The sequence below is a fragment of the Candidatus Accumulibacter sp. ACC005 genome (genome assembly GCF_907163215.1).
Lineage (GTDB): Bacteria > Pseudomonadota > Gammaproteobacteria > Burkholderiales > Rhodocyclaceae > Accumulibacter > Accumulibacter regalis.
This window is the reverse complement of record NZ_CAJQUB010000001.1, coordinates 117,071-137,751: the sequence shown is the minus strand read 5'-3', so window position 1 is coordinate 137,751 and position 20,681 is coordinate 117,071. Positions and strand designations below refer to the sequence as shown.

Below are 20,681 nucleotides of genomic sequence, written 5' to 3'. Positions count from 1 at the left end.
TCGGTCTCCTGGACGGGCTACGCGTGGGTGCTGCTTCGTTCCTCGAGGGCAAGAGCCAGATCCGAGTCGCGAACTGCGGTGCGGTGGTCGAGGATCGCGTCCTTCGCCGCTTGGTCGCAGGCCATCGTAATCTCGGCATGACTGAGCCCATCGGCAGCCTTCGCAGCAACATCCCAGTTAAGCGAGGACGTGTCGAGAAGCCCGAGACGCACACGCATCACTCGGGCCGCAACGTCCGCAGTTGGATGAGCGTATTCAAGCAAGGCATCGAAGCGGCGGAACAGGGCGCGGTCGAGCAAGCCGACATAGTTCGTCGCACCGAGCACGAGGCTGTCGGACTCGTCCTGCTCAAGGAACTGGAGAAAAGAGTTGAGCACGCGGCGGATCTCGCCGACGTCGTTCTTGCTGCCCCGCTCCCCGCCGAGCGCGTCGAACTCGTCGAAGAGGTACACGCCGCGCGTGGACTGGATCGCGTCGAAAACCAGCCGTAGCTTTGCAGCGGTCTCGCCCAGATACTTCGTAATCAGCCCGTCGAGCTGGATACTGAAGAGGGGTATTCCGAGTTCGCCAGCGAGCGCCGCCGCGGTCATGGTCTTGCCGGTACCGGGCGGACCGACGAGCAGAAGCTTCCGCATCGGTGCGAGGCCGTGCTCTCTAATCCGATCACGCTGGCGCTGTTCGGTTATGACCCGGTCGAGCTTGGTGCGCAGCGCATGGGTAAGCGCCATGTCGACAATGCGGGTCTTTGGGTAGTCAACCGTAAGCAGGCCCGCGAGTTCCCCTCGCGGCTGAGCCAATGGGACCGGCTTCAGGTTGCGCAGAACAGGATCGGCTGCCTTGGCATGCTCTCGCACTAGGTCCACAAGCGCGCGCAGATCCTGGGCAAATTTGCCATGGCCGCTCAGAGCCGCCTGAGCTGCAACTTGCATCGCGATTGCATAGAAGCGCGTGTCGTCGCCGTCTGCGTGGCTTCTCACTAGAGCCTTTACTTGGTTAGCTGTAGCCATATCGCTCTGATTGCCTTGTAACAAGCCTCATGCTCTATCATCGGAAATGATCAACCTCCGGGGCGGTCGATTGCCGTTATGGAGTTGCTCTTCACCATTGGAGCATGCCGCAGGGACACCGAAACACAACTTGAACGATACCATGACACTGCTTCTACGCGACATAGCCAGAGTGATCGCCTTCGCATTCGGCCCCCAATTGACACAGCATCGGCGTCCGTCGTTTAGCGGTCGCTCTTGGCAAATAGCATCTTCGGGGTGTCCCACAAGCCGGTTACGGGCCAGCCATCACAGTCAAGCCGCGATCGTGCGTAGCGCAATGCCCCACAAGCAGCACAGAGTCGGTGGCGACCACCATTCAGCATAGACCCGACGGCGGCCAATCACTCCATCGGCAGTTCCTCGCCAACTACACCAATCCTCTTGCGCTGTTCGGCCCACAACACCGGCGGGCTGATCGCAAGCTCATGCACGCCGACGCCAAGAGGCAACGTCTCATCCAGGATGGCCGCCACGATGTCGGGCGCGAGCGTGGTCAGATTGAGCATTCGGCACATGTAGCTGTTGTCGATCTTCTCCCGGGCGGCGAGCTCGGTGATGGACTTGGCTTCGCCCGATTCGAGCATTGCCAACCAGCGATGGCCGCGGGCCAGCGCCAGTTGCATCGGTGTGGCGGCGACATCCCAGGGCCTGGACTCCGCGGCTTCACCATTCGGCAGGGTGACCAGTTTTCTGCCGCTGCGGCGTTTGATCTGAATCGGCACTGACAGGGTCAGCCTGCCGTCGCTGGCGGCGACGACATCGGGCGCCCCGGTCCTGCAGATTCGGATCCCGTTCACGCCAGCGCCTCCTGCCGCCGTTCGGCGGGCACCGGGCGCAGATCCAGCACCAGACGTTCGAGGCCATTGGTGCGCAGGCGTACTTCCAGATCAGTGGGTGAAACGATCACCTTCTCGACAAGGAGCCTGATAATCCGGGTCTGTTCAGCCGGAAACAACTGGTCCCAAATCGCATCGAGGCGTGTCATGGCCACGGTGACCTTGGCCTCGTCCAAGGAGGGATCCAGCTTGTTCGCCTGCGACAGCACGTCGCCGAGCAGATCCGGTGCGCGCAGGATTCCTCGCAGTTGTTCGAGCACTGCCGACTCCAGTTCCGCTGCCGGCAAGCGTGGCAGACCGGACGCGCCTGCCTGCTCCTTGGTATCGCGCATCGGGATGTAATACCGGTAGCGGCGCCCGTTACTCTTCTTCGTCGTGTGCCATGGCGACAGGGCCCGCCCGTCGTGGCCGAACACGATACCCTTGAGCAGGAAGGGCACGACCGCTCGCGTGGCGTTGCCGCGCACCCGGCAATTGGTGGCGAGAATCGCGTGCACGCTATCCCACAACTCGCGTTCGATGATCGGCGGGTGCGCGGCCGGAAACCACTGCTCCTTGTGCCGCAGTTCGCCGAGGTAGGTGCGACTGTGCAGCAACTTGTAGATCATCCCCTTGTCGATCGGCTTCCCCTCACGGACCTTGCCGTCCTGAGTGGTCCAGGCCTTCGAGGTGACACCGTCGAGCTTCAGCTCGTTGAACAGTGCTGTGCTGGAACCGAGTTCAACGAAGCGCTGAAAGATGTGCCGGATGAGCTTGGCTTCCTGCGTGTTGGGGACCAGTCGCCGGTTCTCGACGTCGTAGCCCAGCGGCGGCACGCCACCCATCCACATCCCCTTGCGTTTGCTGGCGGCGATCTTGTCACGGATACGCTCGCCGGTGACCTCGCGCTCGAATTGCGCGAAGGACAGGAGAATGTTGAGCATCAACCGGCCCATCGAGGTAGTGGTGTTGAACTGCTGGGTCACAGAGACGAACGAAACGCCGTACCGTTCGAAGACTTCCACCATCTTGGAGAAGTCCGCCAGGCTGCGCGTCAGTCGATCGATCTTGTAGATCACGACCACGTCGATCTTGCAGGTCCTCTACGACGAGGCTTTGGCCGGGCGCTGCTATACGGCCCAGCAGTTTGGCGAGAGCTTTGAGGGCCAGGCCGGACTTGGCGGCGAGCGGACGATACGCGATCGAGTTTCGGTGCTCTCGACGCAGGGCTACATCAAGTTCTTCCGGGAGGGGTCTCGCTACGGACTGGCCATGACCAGTCGCAGCAAGTACGGCTACCTCTGCGTGGAAGACATGCGGCTTAGGCAGTCCAGCGGCCCGCCCGATCCGGACAGCGGCGAGATCGACATCCTTGAGCACTTGATCTTGCCCACCCACTACAAGTGCCCACAGACCGGTGCATTGCTGCCGGTCGAGAACCCGAATGTATGGCTGTACCAGGACGAGGAAACGACATGAATACCCCCCCAGCAGAGTGCTACGGCAGATGGGAAAAAGCTTGCCATCTGGACCCCGGAGTTTTCCATCTGCCTCAGATGGAAATTGTTTGCCATCTGGATTTCTCGGGAAATCAAGCACTTGACACGCAGATGGAAAAGCCGGCAGATGGAAACGCTGCGATCTTTCCATCTGGCGGAAATGCCCGTGTTTACTGGCTTTGCGAGGCATTTCCAGATGGAGAAATCTCTCCCTCCTACTACGTAGGAGAGGGAACAGAGGTTCCCTCGCCCTTACGTAGAGAGGCGTCTGCCCCATGCTGGCGGGTAACCGACCCGGAGAATGCTACCTGTCTGTTGGCCCTGGATCTGGGTACGCAGACCGGTTGGGCGTTGCGCAGTCGGGATGGATCCATCGTCAGCGGCTCGGAGTCGTTCCGACCTGGACGCTTCGAGGGAGGCGGGATGCGCTTCCTGCGATTCAAGCGCTGGCTCACCGAGATCAAGCAGTCGGTCGACGGCATCGATGCGGTGTACTTCGAAGAGGTGCGTCGTCACGCCGGTGTCGATGCGGCGCACGCTTACGGCGGTTTCCTGGCGCATCTGACCGCGTGGTGCGAGCACCACGAGATTCCCTACCAGGGCGTGCCGGTCGGGACGATCAAGAAGCACGCCACCGGCAAGGGCAACGCCGGCAAGGACGCGATGATCACCGCCGCCAAGGCACGGGGACTCGATCCGCAGGACGACAACGAAGCCGATGCGCTCGCCCTGCTGGCATGGGCAGTGGCTCAGGAGGTGGCGTCATGAAGATTCGTCCGCAACGCTATCGCTGCCCGCTGGGGCGGTTGCAACCAGACGTCACGAATCTCGAAGCGGTGAAGGAAACCGGCTGGCGCGAGCAACGCATTCTGGTGGTGTCCGACACCGACGAGCGGCTGGACTTCGTCGAACGGGAGTTGGTCCGGCGACTGGGCGAACGGCTCTACGGCACAGGAGGCCGGCGTCATGGCTAACTGGACCCTCGAAGACGTCGCGGCACGATTCACCGAGGCGGCCGAAACGGGCCGGCGACTGCCGCGCGTTCGGGTGCAGGGCTACTTCAACGTCTGGCCAACCTTTGCCCGAGACACATGGGAAGCGTATCCCGAGGAGGAGCGTGACTACCGTCCGTTGCCGCCCAACCCTGATGCCATCGACCGGATGCTGGAGACGATGCGCTGGGTGCAGTGGCTGGAAGTCGAGCAACGCCATCTCGTCTGGATGCGGGCCAGGCGCTACGGCTGGCGGGACATCTCGATACGTGCCGCCTGCTGCACCAGGACAGCGCAACGCCGGTGGCAAGGGGCGATCCAGATCGTTGCCGATCGGCTCAACGAACCGAGGACCGTGGCCTCGTGAGGAGTTCGGATAGTTTCAGAGTACATCAGCGGGCTGCAGCGAAAGCCTGCGGGCAATTGCGCCTTTTGCGGCTCGAAAGGGGTGTCGCATCCCGGGCCGTTTTGACCTACAGTGACGGCTATGGTTGGGAAAGGTGCGAGAGCGAAGGCTCCTCCCTGCTTGGCGGCATGATCAGACGAAAAACCCGCCGGCTACGCTCGCTACCGGCTACTTGTTCGCCGCAGGGCAAGGCATCGCAAATGCGATCACTTCATGGTCGCGCCGCCAGATCACTCCGTCCGAATGCACAGCGAGCCACCAGTTTTGTCTGGCGGGATGCGGCCTCTTGCTGGCAAACGCAAGGGGTGTCAGAACGGCAAGACACCAGCTCGGCTGAGGATCACGCACGGAGCCATAGACGATGGCACCCACACCGGCATCTCTGGCTACACGAGCAAACGACTGCGTCGCAGTGTAGTCGTCGGGTTGCGTCCACGACGCGACATCTCTGCGGAAGGGCTCCTCGCGGAGATCAACGGCTGGCGTGTGCACCTCCGCACGGAAGGCTGTGTGCGCGACGGGTCCGATCCGGTCGAGGCCTTCGGCATCCTGAAGAAACCGCCAGCGCCAGCATCCCAGTTCGGCGCAGGCTGTCCGGACCGTTGCCGCACCGTAGAAAACGCCCAAGTCGGTTGCGGACCGGAAGCGAGAGCCCAGACCGGCAGGAGGATATCGAAACGGCGTCGCAAGCAGGTAATCGAGCCCGCTCGTAGCGTCAGGCAATGCCGGCTTGCCGGCTTCGAGCAGCGACTCCAGGGCTTCCTGCTCGGCGGCGCTGTCGACGATCTTCATCGTTGAAGCCACGTGCTGGGCTTCAACGATACGCCAGGTTGAACCGCGCCAGGCCCGGGCCTCAGACGAGACCGCGAGAGGCGTCCAGGTAGTGGACGACACGAACGAGTCCTTCGGTAGTGCTGATGAGATCAACGGGACGACCGTTGAGCGCTCGGTTGTTGCTGGCGAGCCATTTACGAGCGGTCCCCTGCTCACCGACGAGAGAGTCCAGCGATCGGAAGGCGCGGACGAACAACAGGGCCAACTCCCATTCCTTGCGCTTTTGGTCCAGTTGATACGCGCCGGCGTACAGTCGGGTGACCGTTGCCGCACTTACACCCAGCACCTTGGCAAGTATCGACCGCTGGATATCCAGGTGATCAGCCGCGCGAGTCACCGCCTTGGTGAGCACTGCGGCAGGCTGTGCGGTGCTCGCTGCTTGAACAGTTGTTCCTGGCATCTCGCTCTCCTTTCTACAGAAATTATAGACCATATAGTTTTCTGTAGAAAGCAAATTGACGTCACCATCGCCCCGCCCCTGTGGCGGGTTTTTGCAGTCAGGCCTGCACAGGATCGAGAACACCCTAGGTCACGTCGAAGACTGAGCCGGGCTGTCGTGGCCAGCGAGTAGCGCCCCGAACGCCGACAGCAGGGTGGCACAATGCCAACGGCCAGCGCGGACGCGTTTCTGCACCAGATGTAGGTAGGCGTCAGGTACAGGAGCCTGCTTCCGTTTGTGCCTTCGTTGATTGCAGGTCACGCAAGCGGCGACGATATTTTGTGCCGTATCCAGACCGCCGTCCTGCCGAGCTTCAAGGTGCTCTGCGGTGCACTTAAGGCGTTGCGCCTGGGTGGGCTTTATCTTGTGGGCTCGGCAAAACGCAGCGAGATCATCTTCCCACATCGGCAAGCCGCAGTAATAGCAGCGGCCCAATTGAGCAAGGTAAGCGGTTTTTCGATTGCGGACTAGTGGCGTGGATGGCATAGAAGGCTCCTTTAAGAATCAAAGTGAACCCCGTTAGCTGCATCAGCCGCACAAAACGGGTACCAGCCGAACCGCTCCGGCATGGCCCTACACGCGGTCGATCACGAGCCGCACGTGCGAATTATAGCCTTTTCCGTTTCGCTTTTTGAAACGCTCCGGGCGTCAAGCCCGTGAGCAACGACTTCGCCTGCAGACGCTCGGACTGACACGCTTGGGGTGCTATCAGCCTCGCCAATGCGCAGCATTGCGGCCGGCGACGTAATCGCCCCGCCCCCCCTTTTTCGGAACATCGGAACACCATGCTCAACGTCGAGTACCGCAAGGTCGAGGCGCTGATTCCTTGCGCCCGGAATCCGCGCACCCACACCGTCGAGCAGGTGGCCAAGATCGCCGCCAGCATCGTCGAGTACGGGTGGACCAATCCGATCCTGGTCGATGGCGACAACGGCATCGTCGCCGGTCACGGCCGGCTCGCCGCGGCGCGCAAGCTGAATCTGGACGATGTGCCGGTCATTGAACTGGCCCACCTCACGCCGACCCAGAAGCGTGCCTATCTCATCGCGGACAACCGCATGGCGCTGGATGCCGGCTGGGACGACGCCCTGCTGACGCTGGAACTCGAAGACCTGAAGCTGGCCGACTTTGATCTGTCGTTGACCGGATTCGACGCCGACGAGATCGACGCCTTGCTGGCTGATAGTCACACCGACGCGGAGCAGCCGGGCGATGGCAACCCGCCCGATGCCGCCGACGATGTGCCCGAGGTTCCGGCCAATCCAGTCTCGCGTCCCGGCGACGTGTGGGCCTTGGGGCCGCACCGCCTGATCTGCGGTGACGCCGCCGACGCTACCGCGATCGCCGCCCTGATGCTCGGCGAGCAGGCGCGGCTCTGCTTCACCTCGCCGCCCTACGGCAACCAGCGCGACTACACCAGCGGTGGCATCACCGATTGGGACGGCCTGATGCGCGGCGTATTCACGGGCCTGCCAATGACCGAGGATGGCCAGTTGCTGGTCAACCTCGGCTTGATCCACCGCGACAACGAAGTGATCCCGTACTGGGACGGCTGGCTGGCGTGGATGCGCACCCAGGGCTGGCGGCGGTTCGCGTGGTACGTCTGGGACCAGGGACCGGGGATGCCTGGCGACTGGGCCGGACGTTTCGCCCCGAGCTTCGAGTTCGTCTTCCACTTCAACCGGCAGAGCCGCAAGCCGAACAAGATCGTGCCGTGCAAGCACGCCGGTCAGGAATCGCACCTGCGCGCAGACGGGTCCTCCACAGCGATGCGCGGTAAGAATGGCGAGGTCGGCGGCTGGACGGCAGCGGGCCAACCCGCGCAGGACAACCGGATCCCCGACTCGGTGATCCGGGTGATGCGCCACAAGGGCAAGATCGGCGAAGGCATCGACCATCCGGCCGTCTTTCCCATCGCGCTACCAGAGTTTCTCCTCGAGGCCTACTCGGACGCAGGCGACATTGTCTTCGAACCCTTCTGCGGTTCAGGCACAACGATGCTCGCCGCACAGCGTACTGGCCGCATTTCACGGTCCGTTGAGATTGCCCCCGAGTACGTGGATGTGGCGATCAAGCGTTTTCAGCAGAACTTCCCTGCCGTGCCGGTAACGCTCGCAGCGACCGGCCAGACCTTTGCCGAGGTCGCCGGCGAGCGACTGGAGAGCGACGATGCTGACCTTTGAGCAGTGGCCGATTGACCGGCTGATCGAGTACGCGCGCAACCCGCGCAAGAACGATCATGCCGTCGATCAGATGGCCGCCGCGATCCAGGAGTTCGGCTTTCGGATTCCCTGCATCGCGCAGTCCGATGGGCGTCTCGTGGATGGCCATTTGCGTTTGAAGGCGGCCCGTAAGCTGGGCCTCGCGACCGTGCCGGTGATCCTCGCCGACGACCTGACGCCGACGCAGATCAAGGCCTTTCGCCTGCTGGCCAACCGCTCGGCGACCTGGGCCGAATGGGATGATGATCTTCTCCGCCTCGAACTCGATGAGTTGAAGCTCGACGACTTCGATCTCGCGCTGACCGGCTTCGATGCCGAACAGTTGCTGGAAATCATGGCCGGCGAGGAAACGACGACGGCAGGCGAAACCGACGACGACGCTGTTCCGGACCTACCGGAGACGCCGGTATCACGAACGGGCGATGTCTGGGTACTCGGGAAACACCGCTTGCTCTGCGGTGACGCCACCGTTGCCGAGAGCTACGAGCGACTGCTCGGTACCGATCGCGTGTCGATGCTCTGGCAAGACCCGCCGTACAACGTGAATTACGCCAACACGCCGAAGGGCAAACTGCGCGGCAAGAACCGCGCGATCCTGAATGACAACCTGGGCGACGGGTTCTACGACTTCCTGATCGCCGCCCTCACCCCGGCACTGGCACGGTGCGATGGCGCGGTCTACATCGCGATGTCGTCCAGCGAACTCGACGTGCTGCAGTCTGCGTTTCGCGCCGCCGGTGGCCACTGGCCGACGTTCATCATCTGGGCGAAGAACACGTTCACCCTGGGTCGCGCCGACTACCAGCGGCAGTACGAACCGATGCTCTACGGCTGGCCCGAGGGCGGCAAACGCCACTGGTGCGGTGACCGTGACCAGGGCGACGTGTGGCAGATCAAGAAGCCGGTCAAAAACGATCTGCATCCAACGATGAAGCCGGTGGAACTGGTCGAGCGCGCGATCCGCAATTCCAGCCGCCCGGGCGACCTGGTACTGGATGCCTTCGGCGGTCCGGGCACCACCTTGATCGCCGCGGAAAAGGCAGGCCGGTGCGCGCGACTGATGGAACTCGATCCGAAATACTGCGACGTGATTGTTCGCCGCTGGCAGGACTACTCAGGCGAAAAAGGCACCCGTGAGTCTGACGGGATGACCCTCGGCGAGAACCAGATGATTCAAGCATCCCCGGATACTGGTCTCGAACGGCTCTCTGCGGGGTTGGGATCTGTCTGAACGGTGGGCGCTAATGGGCGAGCGCAGGCAGCGGGCGCCGGTTGACGGCGCCCTGGTTGATCGCCGCAGGTCTCAGGCTGCTATGCCATCTTGGCAAGAATGGCGTTCATCTCGTCCTTGGAAAAAGCTCGCAGAGTCTGCGTGTGAACATTCCCCTGCGCACCGAGGGCGAGGCAGAACGCGGTTGCGGACTCGTCATCCGGTGCTTCGACAACGGAAACCAGATCGTAGCTACCCATGGTCCAGTAGAGTTGGGTTACGCGGGCACCGAACTTCTTTGCGCCTTCGGCGACTGCCTCGGCGCGTTTTGTCGTGTCCTTAACGGAACGAATCCCTTGATCCGTAAAACGCAAAAGTGAAATGTAGGTTCCCATGATCGACCTCGTCTTGGCAGTTTGGACCAAAGACGGCAGCCAAGTCAGCGGTGGTCCCGAAACGCTGCATAAGTCACTCGGACCGCACTCTGCAGATGATCGTTCATACAGCGTCGCGAACGAGGTCGCCACGCTGACGTGAGTGCCGTTCCTGGCACCCAACAATGTCAGCGGAAAACGTCGTCAGGCATTTGGCGTGGTGTCGTTGAAGCGAATGCTTCCAGTATGTTTGAGTCCCTACCGGTCGTTCCCCGAGCCCTTGCTGCTGAGCACTTCGGACGGTCGGCGCTCAATTCTCCACGCGCTTGAGGTCCCGATAGAAGTTCTCGTGGGGGCCGAACGTCAGGAGCTTGATGCTCTCCGCATCGAGAATACGGTAGGCCAGCAGACAGAGCTGATTCGAGAGCCGGAACTTGTAGACCCGGATGCCAACAAGATCCCCGACCTTGGCGTCGCCGATGGCCGGATCATTACTGATGGCACGCACGGCCTGGTCGAGTTCTGTCTTTTGCGGAAGATGCAGCTTCTTGGTGGCTCGGACGAACGAGGGCGTGACCAGAACGCGCATCAACTGAACTCATACTCGCCGACGGCTTCTTCCTGGTCCGCGATCAGGATGTCGCGAATCAAGGCAAACGATAGATCGGGGTTCTCCTCCGCAATCTTGCCGATCTGCGACCAGTACTCGATCTGCTTGGGGACAGAGCGATGCTGTACGGTGGCGTAGCGTCTGGCTTGATCAACGAGCGCGGATGAAAGTTTGACGTTCACCGCCATGACGGACTCCTTGGTTCAGAAGGTCCCATGGTAGACCACAATGGACCACAATGGAACCTTTTGGGCGTCCACAAGCCACCCGTGAGTCGGATGGCTTGGACTTTGATGCCGTGTTAGATCAGGCGGCAAGTTCTTCGGCGATCGCGTGGTGAAGCACGAATCCGGTCAGGAGGGGCAAGCCCCGCGGGATGCCGTACTGTTTGCTGGTCTGGAGATTAATCGTCCACCCCATCCACTGTTGACGGCGCCCTGGATCGCCTGCTCGATGCCCTTGCCAACCAGCATCTGGTTGCGGACATCATCAGAGAAGTGTCGCCCGTGACGGCTGTCGAGAAAGACCCTGACCGATTCGAGAGGCTCGCCGGTGGCGTCCGAGATTGCGCTGATCGCCAAAGGCCATGCGAGTTCGGCGTTGTCCTTCATGCCGCCAAAGAAGCCCCAGGCTTCGTTCTCGGTGGCGGGGATCGGGTTGGCGGTGGTCATGGCGTCTCTCCCTGTTGTGTTTGGCTGTTTACTTGCGACCGGTCACTGCGGCCAGTTTGCTGCGCGCGGGCCCGGTCCAGAAGCAGGGGCCTTTGCCGCTTTTGGCTTCGATGTTCCAACGCTCGATGATCGCGTCGTCTGTCCACCTTGGCGGCGAGGTAGGCGTAGTCGTTGCTGTTGAAGTTGGTGTGCTTGCGGATGGTTTGGTTGGTGGTCATGGTGTTTCTCCCGGTTGCGTTTGCGTTGATGACAAAGACATGATTGCTCTACCAGGAACACAAGCCAAGCGCTTTCTCAATCATTTTGCGTGGCGTTCAGTCCTCCCAAATGCGCGATGCGTCGCGTGCAATCCAGATGCGTGCCCTGTCGTCGTCGCTTGCCGCTTCGATCACGGCGCTGCCAGTCTTCGTGTTGACGCCCTCTTTGCCAGTTGCGAAGAAAGTCTTTCCGTCGTGGATGATGATGTTCGGCACGAAATCGCTGAACTCGACCTGGATGTCCATCGCGCCCTGAAGACGACCGTTGGTGTCGGTCACGGTGGTCTGGATGGTTTGCTTGGTGGTCATGGCGGGCTCCTTGCGGTGGTTGGCTGCGACACCCGTAGTAACGCGCTGTTTGATTGAGAAGCCAAGCGCAATAACAATCAATTGATCGCCCGGGCGTCCCGCTCGTGATCGCCTCAGCCTTGGCCGTCAAGCTGGAAGCTGCCAGGACCGTTCCCTTCGTCGTCAGCGAGGAAGGTGAGAGTTCGCGTCTGGCCGTCGGGCAGGGCGATGACCAGCCCGAAGAATTCGTCGCCGTACTCGTCGACGCCCGTTCTGGCCAGGTTGGTGATCGTCCCGCCCACCAAAGGGCGCAGTCGCTTGAGATGGAAGTCGGCGGCAGATGGTCTGGTGCTGGTGTTCATGAGAGGGCTCCCGGTGGGTGGATGGCAATCAGATGAACGCGCTGTTCGCTGCAGAAGCCAAGCGCGTTCTCAATCATTGCGGGGCGGCTGGATGTTTCCAATCACCCCTTCGGTGACTACCCGATGTGGTAGATGCGCTCACCACCCTGAGGTTTCTCGGAAGTGATGGTGAGCTTGAGCTTCTTCTTGAACGCGCCGGCAAACGTGCCGCGCACGGTGTGGCTTTGCCATCCCGTGGCCTCGCAGATCTGCGGGATCGTCGCCCCCTCTGGACGCTGCAGCATCTGGATCACCGCCGCCTGCTTGCTGTTCGCGCGGGTGCGGGGCTGCGTCGTCGTCTCGTGCTTCTCTGCCACCCATTGCGCCTCGGTGGCCACCAGGGCCGCCTCGACGTCGGGGTCGGGATGTGTGGTCGCCGCCGGCTGCGTGCGCCCCAGGGCGTCGTAGCCACCCGGCGAGATAAAGCAGTCGGCGTCGCTGCCGGTAATCAAGGCCTTGTTGCACAGGCCCTCGATCACCTTCTTGCGGGCGCCACCCTTGACGTTGTCGGGGAACCAAGCCAGGCGTCCATCGGGTTGCTCGGCGGCGTGTTCGAGGACGATGCGCTGGGTGTCGGTGAGTTGGATCTTCGTGGTCATGGCGATCTCCTTGATCGGGGTTGATGACGAGCACATGAACGCGCTGTTCAATCACGAAGCCAAGCGTTTCCACAAAGGAAGATGCGAATGCCGCTGCGTGCGCCCACGCCCTGCCGACACCCAGGTTGTGGTGCGGTGCTGACCAGCCCCGGCTATTGCGATGCGCACCGTGCCGGCCAGCATCGGGACTACGGTCGCGCACGGCGTGGCTTCGACACGGAACTCGGCTTTTACCAGTCCGCCAAGTGGCGTGCGGTGCGTGCTGCGCTTCTGCGTGCGCACCCGGTGTGCCAGTTGTGCGCGGCACGTGGGCTGCTAGTTCCCGCCAAGGTCGTGGACCACGTCCTGCCGATCAAGGACGGCGGCGCCAGATATGATGAGAGCAATCTGGAATGCATTTGTACTAGATGCCATAACGCTAAAACGGCCCGAGAGACAGCCGGCCGCCGGCCTACAACCCCTTAGGGGCCTTCAATCTCTACAGATGCACATGCCATATGCGTGCGCGTGATCAATTTTTTGTGCGTGCAAAATGAAAAACTCTTTTTTATGCGATTTGGCCCTGAAAGCCCCTGTTTACAAGGCTTTCAGCCATTCCCGAGACCCCTTAAATCATGCCCGGACGAAAGCCTCTGCCCGTGATTGTCAAGAACATCAAGGGGACGCTGCAGAAGTGCCGGACCAACGTGCGCGAACCGAAGCCGACAACGGCGCTCTGCACCCCGCCCGAGTACATGTCGGACAGCGCCAAGGAAGCGTGGAACTACGCCGTGGCTAATTCACCACCCGGTTTGCTGTCGGCACTCGACGGCGCGGTGCTGGAGCGCTGGGCCAACTGCTCGGGTCTGTACCGCGAGGCACTGTCCAAGATCAATCGCGCTGGCGTCTCGGGGATGATCATCAAGACGCCCAGCGACATCCTGCGGCGCTCGCCATTGATGGACGTGATCCGGGATCTCGCGCTGGAGATGAAGGGCTACGAGGCCGAGATGGGCTTTACGCCGGCCGCGCGATCGCGCATCTCGCTGCCGGCGGAATCGACGACCGAGTCGGATCCCTGGTCGGAGATCGCTGGCTGATGGCGACCCGCAACTATGTCGCCAGTGCCAGGCGATATGCCGAAGCCGTGGTTGGGGGAGAGATTGCCGCGTGCAAGTGGGTGCGCCTGGCCTGCCAGCGCCAGCTCGACGACCTGAAACGGTTCCGGGGCAAAGATAGCCCCTACCGCTTCAACCCGAAGCTCACCGACAAGCAGGGGCGCAGTTTCCAGCCCGCCGACAACCTGTGCGCATTTGTGGAGCGATTGCCGCACGCCAAGGGACCGCTGGCCGGGCAACCGATCCACCTGGAGCCCTGGCAGGTTTTCATCCTGACCACCGTCTTCGGCTGGGTGAAACCTGATGGCAAGCGGCGCTTTCGCCGGGCCTATATTGAAGTGCCCCGCGGCTCGGGAAAATCGGCCCTTTCTTCGGCGGTCGCCCTGTACATGCTGGCCGCCGACGGTGAAGGCGGCGCCGAGGTGTATTCGCTGGCCACCACCCGCGACCAGGCGCGCATCGTCTTCGGCGATGCGCAGGCGATGGCCCGGCAGTCGGCCGGGTTCCGGACTCGCTTCGGGGTCGGCGTCGGGGCGCACAACATTCATGTGCTGACGAGCGGCTCGAAGTTCGAGGCACTGTCGGCGGAAGGCTCGACGCGCGATGGGTTGAACATCCACCTCGGCTGCATCGACGAGTTGCACGCGCACAAGACGCGCACCGTCTACGACGTGGTCGAGACCGGCACCGGCAAGCGCGACAACTCGCTCTTGTGGGTGATCACCACCGCCGGCAGCAACCGCTCGGGGATCTGCTACGAGATCCGGACCTTCGTCACCCGCCTGCTCGACGGCGTACTCGCGGACGACAGCCAGTTCGGCATCGTCTATGGGCTCGAAGACGGCGACGACTGGACGCTCGAAGAGTCTCTGATCAAGGCCAATCCCAACTGGGGCATCTCGGTGCGTCCGGAAGTGCTGGCGCCGCTGCAGGCCAAGGCCATGCAGATGCCGAGCGCGGTCAACAACTTCAAGACCAAGCACCTGAACGAGTGGGTCAACGCGGACACGGCATGGATGGACATGCGCTCCTGGGATCGCTGCGCCGACCAAGGGCTCGATATCGAATCCTATGCCGGTCAGCCGTGTTGGATCGGCCTCGATCTGGCGAGCAAGACCGACATCGCCGCCTTGCTGCTGGTCTTCGCACACTTGGAAATTGACGGCGGCTTTGCGGTGTTCGGTCGCTACTACCTGCCCGAGGACACGGTGCACGCCACCGGCAACAGCCAGTACCCCGGCTGGATGGGCAGCGGACGGTTGACGGTGACGCCGGGCAACGTGATTGATTTCTCCTGGATCGAGGCCGACCTGATCGACTTCGCCTCGCGCTTCGCCATCCAGGCGGTGGCGTTCGACCCCTTCCAGGCGACGCAGTTGTCGACCCGGATGCTGGCTGAGGGCCTACCGATGATCGAAGTCAGACCGACGGTGCTCAACTTCTCGGAACCGATGAAGACGCTCGAAGCGCTGGTCCTGCAGTGCCGGCTGATCCACGACGGGGACCCGGTGCTGGGGTGGATGGTGAGCAACGTCGTCGCGCATCTCGACGCCAAGGACAACATCTATCCGCGCAAGGAACGTCCCGAGAACAAGATCGACGGCATCGTCGCGCTGATCATGGCACTGTCGCGGGCGATCACGCCCGGCACGCAGGTGGTGCTTGGTGCCGACTACGAACTGGTGATGCTCTGATGGGGATGTTCAGCTTTCTCTCGCGCTGGATGGCCTCGAGTGACGACCGTTCGCCAGGGGGTGACTTCTGGTTCGAGCCGGTCACGATGCGCACCTCCAGCGGCATGCGGGTGTCGGCGGATAACGCCATGCGCCTGGCGGCGGTGTACGCCAGCGTGCGCATCCTGGCCGAGACGATGGCGTCATTGCCGTTCGTGCTCTACAGGCAACGCAGCGATGGCGGTAAGGATCGGGTGACGGATCACTGGCTGTACCGTGTGCTGGCGAAGCGCCCGAATCCTTATCAGAACCCGTATGAGTGGCGCGAGATGTTGCAGGGTCATCTGGCGCTCAGGGGCAACGCCTACAACCGGATCGTGGCCAACCGCCGCGGCGAGATCGTCGAGCTGATGCCGATCCACCCGGACCGGATCAGGATGGAACTGACGCCGTCCGGTGACTACCGCTATCGGGTGACCGACCGCCTCGGGGTAGAGGCCATACTGCCGCGCGGCGAGATCTGGCATCTGCGTGGTCTGTCGTCGGACGGTCTGATGGGGATGAGCCCGATCGATCTGGCCCGCGAGAGTCTGGGCATGGCACTGGCCGCGCAGGACTACGGTGCACGCTTCTTCGCCAACGACGCCAAGCCCACCGGTGGCTGGATCGAGTTTCCGGGGTCGTTCAAGGACAGCGAGGCCAAGAAAGTGTTTCGGGAGTCCTACCAGGCGGCGCAGTCCGGGGCCAACCGCGGCAAGGTGCTGGTGCTGGAAAACGGCATGAAGTTCCACGAGGTGGGCGTGACCAACCGGGACGCGCAGTTTCTCGAACTCCGGAAGTTTCAGATCACCGACATCGCGCGGCTGTTTCGCGTACCGCCGCACATGATCGCGGATCTGGATCGCGCAACCTTCTCGAACATCGAGCAGCAGAGCCTGGAATTCGTGATGCACACGATGACGCCCTGGACCGAGCGCTGGGAAGCGAGCATCGAATCCGAGTTGCTGCTCGACGGCGACGACCTCGAAGTCGAATTCGATTTTGCGAACCTGATGCGCGGCGATGCCGCGAGCCGATCGTCGTACTACCAGAGTGGCATCCAGAACGGCTGGCTGACCCGCAACGAGGCGCGCATCGCCGAGAACCTCAATCCGCTCGACGGACTGGATGAGCCGCTGCGGCCGTTGAACATGGTCGAGGAAGGGACGGCCGAGGATCTGGAGGGCGATGGCAAGCAAGATGAACCGCCGACGCAGGAAGTGGCAGAGCCGATAGACGAATGGCTGATGGAACTGACACGATGAACCACCACTTGCTGATCGCCGAGTTTCTGGCGACCCCCTGGGCCTTGATGCCCGAACGGCTGAATGCGGTCGCGGCAGTGCTTGCGCGCTGGTCGCAGGACATCCCGGCTGGCGAGGACGTGCTCACGGGTATCGCGGTAGATCGCAGCATGCGCGAAGCGCGCCGGCAGGCGGCCACCGCAGTTTCCAGCGGCGGGATCGCAGTGCTGCCCTTGTACGGCGTGGTCACCCAGCGCGGCAACATGGTCGACGATGTCTCCGGGCCGGGGAGTGTCAGCACGCAGCAGTTTGCCTCTGCTCTGCGCCAGGCGCTGGCGGACGACTCGGTCAGCCAGATCCTGATCGATATCGACAGTCCGGGCGGCAGTGTCTATGGCGTGTCCGAACTCGCCGACGAGATCGCCAGTGCCCGGGCGCAGAAGCCCGTCGTGGCGATTGCCAACAGCCTGGCGGCGAGTGCTGCGTACTGGATCGGATGCTCGGCGTCGGAGTTCTACGTCACGCCGGGCGGCGAGGTCGGCTCGATCGGCGTCTGGCAGGCGCACTTCGATTACTCGCAGGCGTTTGTCACCAAGGGCATCCAGCCGACGCTGATCTCGGCCGGCAAATACAAGGTCGAGGGCAATCCGTATGTGCCGCTCGACGAGGAGGCTCAGGGTTTCATGCAGTCGCGTGTGGATGACTACTACGCAACTTTCACCAAAGCGGTGGCGCGCGGGCGGGGCGTGCCGATCGCGCAGGTGTGCGAGGGAATGGGTCAGGGTCGTGTGCTCGGCGGCGACGCCGCGCAGGCGCAAGGCATGATCGATGGCGTGGCCACCTTCGACCATGTTGTCAGGAAGATGCGCCGGGATGCCAAGTCCGTCGCCAGACCACGGGCAAGCCGCCTCGCCTATGCGCAACGGGTAATCGAGATCCTGTGATAATGGAAAGCTCTGGTTGATGTGGCGTGGTGCGGTCGAGCGTATGACCGTATTTTTTTGCGGAACTGCTGTTTCAGTTCGGACAGGCGCCGGTTGTGGAAGCCATTCAGAAATATCCACGGAATCTGCCGCACATGTTGGCCATCGGCATCCGCCTGGCGTTGGATCAACGAGCATCTGTCAGGAGGTATCGGAGCACTCGTATCCACAAAAGAAAAACCCCGGCGAAGCGGGGTTTGGTCTGCAGAGTGGTTGTTGCGACTATGCCCTCTTGCGGCGGTTGAATCCGAGTCCGGCTAGCCCAAGACTAAGCAGGGCAAGACTGGCGGGCTCAGGAACCTGTGTGAGGAAGCCGCGTATTTCACCCCCTGAGCGGAAAGTTGTATGTATGTTGACATACGCCTCACCAAGGGACATCCCAGCGAATAACGCCGCTTCTGCTCCCGCCGTCGTCCCGCCATGAGCCGTGATGAAAGCCGGGTTGTACGAAGAAGCCAGGGTCATGTCGAGAAGCACGTCATAGACTCCGGACGTAACTCCCAGTGGAAAACCAAAGAAGTTTGGAACAGTTGTGGCCACGCCGACCGTCCCGGGATCTGCCGTACAGCAATGGATGTGGGCAGCAGTCGTCGTCCCGAGCAAGCCGGAAAACGTGACGTGCACCGCCATGGTCTTGGCCACATCGTCCGTAATGACCGACGCAAATCCAGTTGCGGGCGACGCATTTGGGGGGGCCTCACTCGCGCCATCCAGGTCGGTCTGGTAGGTGATGATCGTCGCGTGCGCCAGCGGAGCACTGGCAAGCATCGCCCCCGCCATCATGAAAACACATAGTGGATGTTTCATACAATGCCTCCTGTTGTTCGTTGGCAGCAGCCTGCGTAAGGAATGCAGCAGCTAAGGACAATCGCCAGATAACCGACCGTAGCCAGTGGAGAGCACGAATCGTGCCGGAAAATGAATATGGAATGAAGTCAATCTGTTGGCAGGATTTTTGGATACCCATATTTGGGGTGCTGTAAAAATTACCGACAGGATTTCGCACTGGAAGTCCTTCCGGAAGGTGTTGCTACGCCGCTCGTTTCATGCGCGGCGCCCACGACAATGGCCCTGGCCACTATTGACACATTTCCCGACGACGCTCCACTGACCCTCTGCCCCCCGCTATAAACCGACCCGCCGCTCGTCCCCCACCCCAACCGCCTCCCGGCGGTTTTTTTACGCCCCTCGAACCCGCCTCGTGCGGGTTTTTGCTTTTGGAGATCCACATGAGCAAGCAACTGCGCGAGCTTCAGGCTCGCAAGACCAACCTGGTCAAGGAGGCCCGCGGCCTGACCAACCACGCCGCTTCCGAGAACCGCGATCTGACCGACGACGAAGTCACCGCCTTCGACGCCCTGCGTACCCGCATCGATGCTGCCTCCGCGGCCATCGATCGCGAAGCTGCCCTGATCGCCGACGAAGCACGCATCGGTGTCGACCACGTCATCGGCCCGATCGTCACCGACAACCGCGAAGCGGACCCCCGGCGCGGCTTCGGCTCCGTCGGCGAATTCATGCAGGCGGTGTACCAGGCCGACAAACCCGGCCAGTCGATCGACGCCCGCCTGCTGCTGGGCGGCATTGGCGCCGCCGCCCCGAGCAACTACGGTAACGAGGCCGTCGGCCAGGACGGCGGGTTTCTCGTGCCACCGCAGTTCTCGCAGGAGATCTTCAAGCTCTCCCTCGGCGAGGACTCGCTCCTGCCCCTCACCGACAACGTCGAGATCAGTGGCAACAGCATGGCGTTTCCGAAGGACGAGACGACGCCCTGAGGCACCAACGGCATCCGCGCCTACTGGCAGGGGGAAGCATCCTCGGGCGTCCCCACCAAGCCGGTGCTAGGGCTGGCGACCCTGCGCCTCAAGAAACTGATGGCGCTGGTCCCGACCACCGACGAACTGCTCGACGACGCCAACGCCCTGACCAGCTACCTGCCGCAGAAGGTGGCGGTGTCGATTCGCTGGAAAGCCAACGAGTCGATCCTCTTCGGCGCCGGCAACGGCATCCCGCTCGGCTGCATGAACGGCGGCGCCATCGTCACGGTGGTCAAGGAATCCGGCCAGCCAACGCAGACCCTGGTGCCGCAGAACCTCGCCAAGATGATCGCCCGCCTGCCGCCGGGCTCGTTTACCAACGCTGTGTGGATCGTCAATAACGACGTCCTGCCCGCACTGTTCACGCTCAGCCTGGGCAACTACCCGATCTATTTGCCGATCGGCCAGTCCGCCGGCGGCATCCAGGGCTCGCCCTACGGCACGCTGCTCGGTCGCCCGGTGTTCGTCTCGCAGCATGCCAACACCTTCTCGTCGCAGGGCGACGTGCTGCTGGTCGATCTGTCGTACTACCAGACGATCACCAAGGCCGGCGGCATGCAGACCGCGACCTCGATGCATCTGTACTTCGACGCGGATCTCACCGCGTTTCGCACCACTTTCCGCATGGACGGCCAGTCGAAGATCCAGAACCCGATCGCCCCGGCCAAGGGAGCCAACGCGCTCTCGCCCTACATCCAGCTCGGCGCGCGCTGAGCCCCTGGTGGGGCTGCGATGCCTCGCTTCGCTTTCCGCTTTCTGATCCCCACAGGAGATGTCCATGTTTCCCAATGCCAAGGGCGGTGTCGGTGACGGGCTGCTGGGCGGCGCTTTCAAGTGGCTTGGCGGCCTGCTGCCGAATGCCGATGGCGGCGTCTACCGCTCGCCGGATCTCTCGCGCTTCTCCGGGCAGATCGTCTCCAGCCCGCGTCTCTTTGCCTTTGCGGCTGGGGCGGGCGTGATGGGCGAGGCCGGGCCGGAGGCGATCCTGCCGCTGGCGCGCGGATCCGACGGCAAGCTCGGCGTGCGCGGCGGTAGCGCCAACAACGTCACCGTCAATATCTACGGGATCAACAACGCGAGCGAAGTGCGTCGCGCCGGTGGCCAGGTCGGGCGTGAAGTGCTTGGCGCCATCGCCCGCGCGCAGCGCTTTGCGTAGAGAACG

26 protein-coding genes and 3 pseudogenes are annotated in these 20,681 nt (G+C 62.4%); 14 read left to right on the top strand and 15 right to left on the bottom strand.

Annotation, left to right across the window (positions count from 1 at the left end; genetic code table 11):
* Positions 1-17: 17 nt before the first annotated feature.
* The 3 genes and pseudogenes from QZ613_RS00705 to QZ613_RS00695 all read right to left on the bottom strand — a co-directional run.
* Positions 18-1,007, bottom strand: a complete 990-nt coding sequence (locus tag QZ613_RS00705) for an ATP-binding protein (protein WP_043567508.1) — start codon at positions 1,005-1,007, stop codon at positions 18-20.
* Between the two features lie 383 nt (positions 1,008-1,390).
* Positions 1,391-1,846 (bottom strand): hypothetical protein, encoded by a 456-nt coding sequence (locus QZ613_RS00700; protein WP_043567510.1) that lies wholly within the window; start codon positions 1,844-1,846, stop codon positions 1,391-1,393.
* Positions 1,843-2,958 (bottom strand): annotated as a pseudogene (locus QZ613_RS00695) (recombinase family protein); the annotation flags it as partial. The pseudogene QZ613_RS00695 and the gene QZ613_RS00700, both read right to left, overlap by 4 nt.
* Between QZ613_RS00695 and QZ613_RS00690 the strand changes: the two are divergent.
* The 4 genes from QZ613_RS00690 (at position 2,957) to QZ613_RS00675 (ending at position 4,722) form a co-directional block, all read left to right on the top strand.
* On the top strand, positions 2,957-3,343 hold the full coding sequence (locus QZ613_RS00690; protein WP_043567514.1) for a hypothetical protein: 387 nt from the start codon (positions 2,957-2,959) through the stop codon (positions 3,341-3,343). The pseudogene QZ613_RS00695 and the gene QZ613_RS00690 sit on opposite strands and share 2 nt — an antisense overlap.
* A gap of 332 nt (positions 3,344-3,675) precedes the next feature.
* A complete protein-coding gene (locus tag QZ613_RS00685; RefSeq protein WP_043567633.1) occupies positions 3,676-4,131 on the top strand; it encodes a hypothetical protein in 456 nt (151 codons plus the stop codon).
* A complete protein-coding gene (locus QZ613_RS00680) occupies positions 4,128-4,337 on the top strand; it encodes a hypothetical protein (RefSeq protein WP_043567516.1) in 210 nt (69 codons plus the stop codon). Before QZ613_RS00685 ends, QZ613_RS00680 begins: the two co-directional genes overlap by 4 nt.
* Positions 4,330-4,722, top strand: coding sequence for a DUF6362 family protein (locus QZ613_RS00675; RefSeq protein ID WP_043567517.1), 393 nt, complete (start codon positions 4,330-4,332; stop codon positions 4,720-4,722). The genes QZ613_RS00680 and QZ613_RS00675 overlap by 8 nt, the downstream gene beginning before the upstream one ends.
* A 207-nt stretch (positions 4,723-4,929) precedes the next feature.
* Here QZ613_RS00675 and QZ613_RS00670 read toward each other — a convergent pair whose 3' ends face one another.
* The 3 genes from QZ613_RS00670 to QZ613_RS00660 form a co-directional block, all read right to left on the bottom strand.
* On the bottom strand, positions 4,930-5,553 hold the full coding sequence (locus QZ613_RS00670; protein ID WP_291863833.1) for an RES family NAD+ phosphorylase: 624 nt from the start codon (positions 5,551-5,553) through the stop codon (positions 4,930-4,932).
* A gap of 61 nt (positions 5,554-5,614) precedes the next feature.
* Complete coding sequence (locus tag QZ613_RS00665) at positions 5,615-5,995, bottom strand: antitoxin Xre-like helix-turn-helix domain-containing protein (protein WP_043567638.1); 381 nt, start codon at positions 5,993-5,995, stop codon at positions 5,615-5,617.
* Between the two features lie 129 nt (positions 5,996-6,124).
* Positions 6,125-6,328 (bottom strand): hypothetical protein, encoded by a 204-nt coding sequence (locus QZ613_RS00660; protein ID WP_291863842.1) that lies wholly within the window; start codon positions 6,326-6,328, stop codon positions 6,125-6,127.
* Here QZ613_RS00660 and QZ613_RS00655 point away from each other — a divergent pair.
* From QZ613_RS00655 to QZ613_RS00645, 3 genes are all read left to right on the top strand, one after another.
* Positions 6,272-6,505, top strand: a complete 234-nt coding sequence (locus QZ613_RS00655; RefSeq protein WP_291863844.1) for a hypothetical protein — start codon at positions 6,272-6,274, stop codon at positions 6,503-6,505. The genes QZ613_RS00660 and QZ613_RS00655 overlap by 57 nt on opposite strands.
* A 314-nt stretch (positions 6,506-6,819) precedes the next feature.
* Positions 6,820-8,217, top strand: coding sequence for a site-specific DNA-methyltransferase (locus QZ613_RS00650; RefSeq protein ID WP_043567518.1), 1,398 nt, complete (start codon positions 6,820-6,822; stop codon positions 8,215-8,217).
* Positions 8,204-9,487 (top strand): DNA modification methylase, encoded by a 1,284-nt coding sequence (locus QZ613_RS00645; RefSeq protein WP_043567519.1) that lies wholly within the window; start codon positions 8,204-8,206, stop codon positions 9,485-9,487. Before QZ613_RS00650 ends, QZ613_RS00645 begins: the two co-directional genes overlap by 14 nt.
* A gap of 80 nt (positions 9,488-9,567) precedes the next feature.
* On the opposite strand, the gene QZ613_RS00640 is transcribed toward QZ613_RS00645, so the two are convergent.
* The 8 genes and pseudogenes from QZ613_RS00640 to QZ613_RS00605 all read right to left on the bottom strand — a co-directional run bounded on the left by QZ613_RS00640 (position 9,568) and on the right by QZ613_RS00605 (position 12,666).
* Positions 9,568-9,861, bottom strand: coding sequence for a GYD domain-containing protein (locus QZ613_RS00640; RefSeq protein WP_043567520.1), 294 nt, complete (start codon positions 9,859-9,861; stop codon positions 9,568-9,570).
* 289 nt (positions 9,862-10,150) lie between these two features.
* Positions 10,151-10,429, bottom strand: a complete 279-nt coding sequence (locus QZ613_RS00635) for a type II toxin-antitoxin system RelE/ParE family toxin (protein WP_043567521.1) — start codon at positions 10,427-10,429, stop codon at positions 10,151-10,153.
* Positions 10,429-10,638, bottom strand: coding sequence for a hypothetical protein (locus tag QZ613_RS00630; protein WP_043567522.1), 210 nt, complete (start codon positions 10,636-10,638; stop codon positions 10,429-10,431). The genes QZ613_RS00635 and QZ613_RS00630 overlap by 1 nt, the downstream gene beginning before the upstream one ends.
* A gap of 118 nt (positions 10,639-10,756) precedes the next feature.
* Positions 10,757-11,121 (bottom strand): annotated as a pseudogene (locus tag QZ613_RS00625) (hypothetical protein).
* Positions 11,118-11,339, bottom strand: a complete 222-nt coding sequence (locus QZ613_RS00620; RefSeq protein WP_043567524.1) for a hypothetical protein — start codon at positions 11,337-11,339, stop codon at positions 11,118-11,120. The pseudogene QZ613_RS00625 and the gene QZ613_RS00620 overlap by 4 nt, the downstream one beginning before the upstream one ends.
* 96 nt (positions 11,340-11,435) lie before the next feature.
* Positions 11,436-11,687 (bottom strand): hypothetical protein, encoded by a 252-nt coding sequence (locus QZ613_RS00615; RefSeq protein ID WP_043567527.1) that lies wholly within the window; start codon positions 11,685-11,687, stop codon positions 11,436-11,438.
* A 113-nt stretch (positions 11,688-11,800) separates the two neighbouring features.
* Positions 11,801-12,028 (bottom strand): hypothetical protein, encoded by a 228-nt coding sequence (locus QZ613_RS00610; protein WP_043567530.1) that lies wholly within the window; start codon positions 12,026-12,028, stop codon positions 11,801-11,803.
* A 116-nt stretch (positions 12,029-12,144) separates the two neighbouring features.
* Complete coding sequence (locus tag QZ613_RS00605) at positions 12,145-12,666, bottom strand: DUF3489 domain-containing protein (RefSeq protein WP_043567639.1); 522 nt, start codon at positions 12,664-12,666, stop codon at positions 12,145-12,147.
* A gap of 81 nt (positions 12,667-12,747) precedes the next feature.
* Between QZ613_RS00605 and QZ613_RS21020 the strand changes: the two genes are divergently transcribed.
* From QZ613_RS21020 to QZ613_RS00585, 5 genes are all read left to right on the top strand, one after another.
* The gene (locus tag QZ613_RS21020; RefSeq protein ID WP_366144407.1) at positions 12,748-13,131 is read left to right on the top strand and encodes an HNH endonuclease; all 384 of its coding nucleotides are present in this window, start codon (positions 12,748-12,750) and stop codon (positions 13,129-13,131) included.
* 173 nt (positions 13,132-13,304) lie between these two features.
* Complete coding sequence (locus QZ613_RS00600) at positions 13,305-13,745, top strand: phage terminase small subunit P27 family (protein WP_043567534.1); 441 nt, start codon at positions 13,305-13,307, stop codon at positions 13,743-13,745.
* Entirely contained in the window at positions 13,745-15,457 is a 1,713-nt protein-coding gene (locus QZ613_RS00595) for a terminase TerL endonuclease subunit (protein ID WP_043567535.1), read from the top strand. The genes QZ613_RS00600 and QZ613_RS00595 overlap by 1 nt, the downstream gene beginning before the upstream one ends.
* Positions 15,457-16,740 (top strand): phage portal protein, encoded by a 1,284-nt coding sequence (locus QZ613_RS00590; RefSeq protein ID WP_043567536.1) that lies wholly within the window; start codon positions 15,457-15,459, stop codon positions 16,738-16,740. Before QZ613_RS00595 ends, QZ613_RS00590 begins: the two co-directional genes overlap by 1 nt.
* Positions 16,737-17,663, top strand: a complete 927-nt coding sequence (locus QZ613_RS00585; protein ID WP_043567537.1) for a S49 family peptidase — start codon at positions 16,737-16,739, stop codon at positions 17,661-17,663. The genes QZ613_RS00590 and QZ613_RS00585 overlap by 4 nt, the downstream gene beginning before the upstream one ends.
* A 261-nt stretch (positions 17,664-17,924) precedes the next feature.
* On the opposite strand, the gene QZ613_RS00580 is transcribed toward QZ613_RS00585, so the two are convergent.
* A complete protein-coding gene (locus QZ613_RS00580; RefSeq protein WP_043567539.1) occupies positions 17,925-18,509 on the bottom strand; it encodes a CHRD domain-containing protein in 585 nt (194 codons plus the stop codon).
* A gap of 422 nt (positions 18,510-18,931) precedes the next feature.
* Between QZ613_RS00580 and QZ613_RS21015 the strand changes: the two are divergent.
* Together QZ613_RS21015 and QZ613_RS00565 are read left to right on the top strand one after the other, a co-directional pair.
* A pseudogene (locus QZ613_RS21015) lies at positions 18,932-20,233 on the top strand (phage major capsid protein).
* Between the two features lie 64 nt (positions 20,234-20,297).
* A complete protein-coding gene (locus QZ613_RS00565) occupies positions 20,298-20,675 on the top strand; it encodes a phage tail tape measure protein (protein ID WP_043567541.1) in 378 nt (125 codons plus the stop codon).
* Positions 20,676-20,681: the final 6 nt, after the last annotated feature.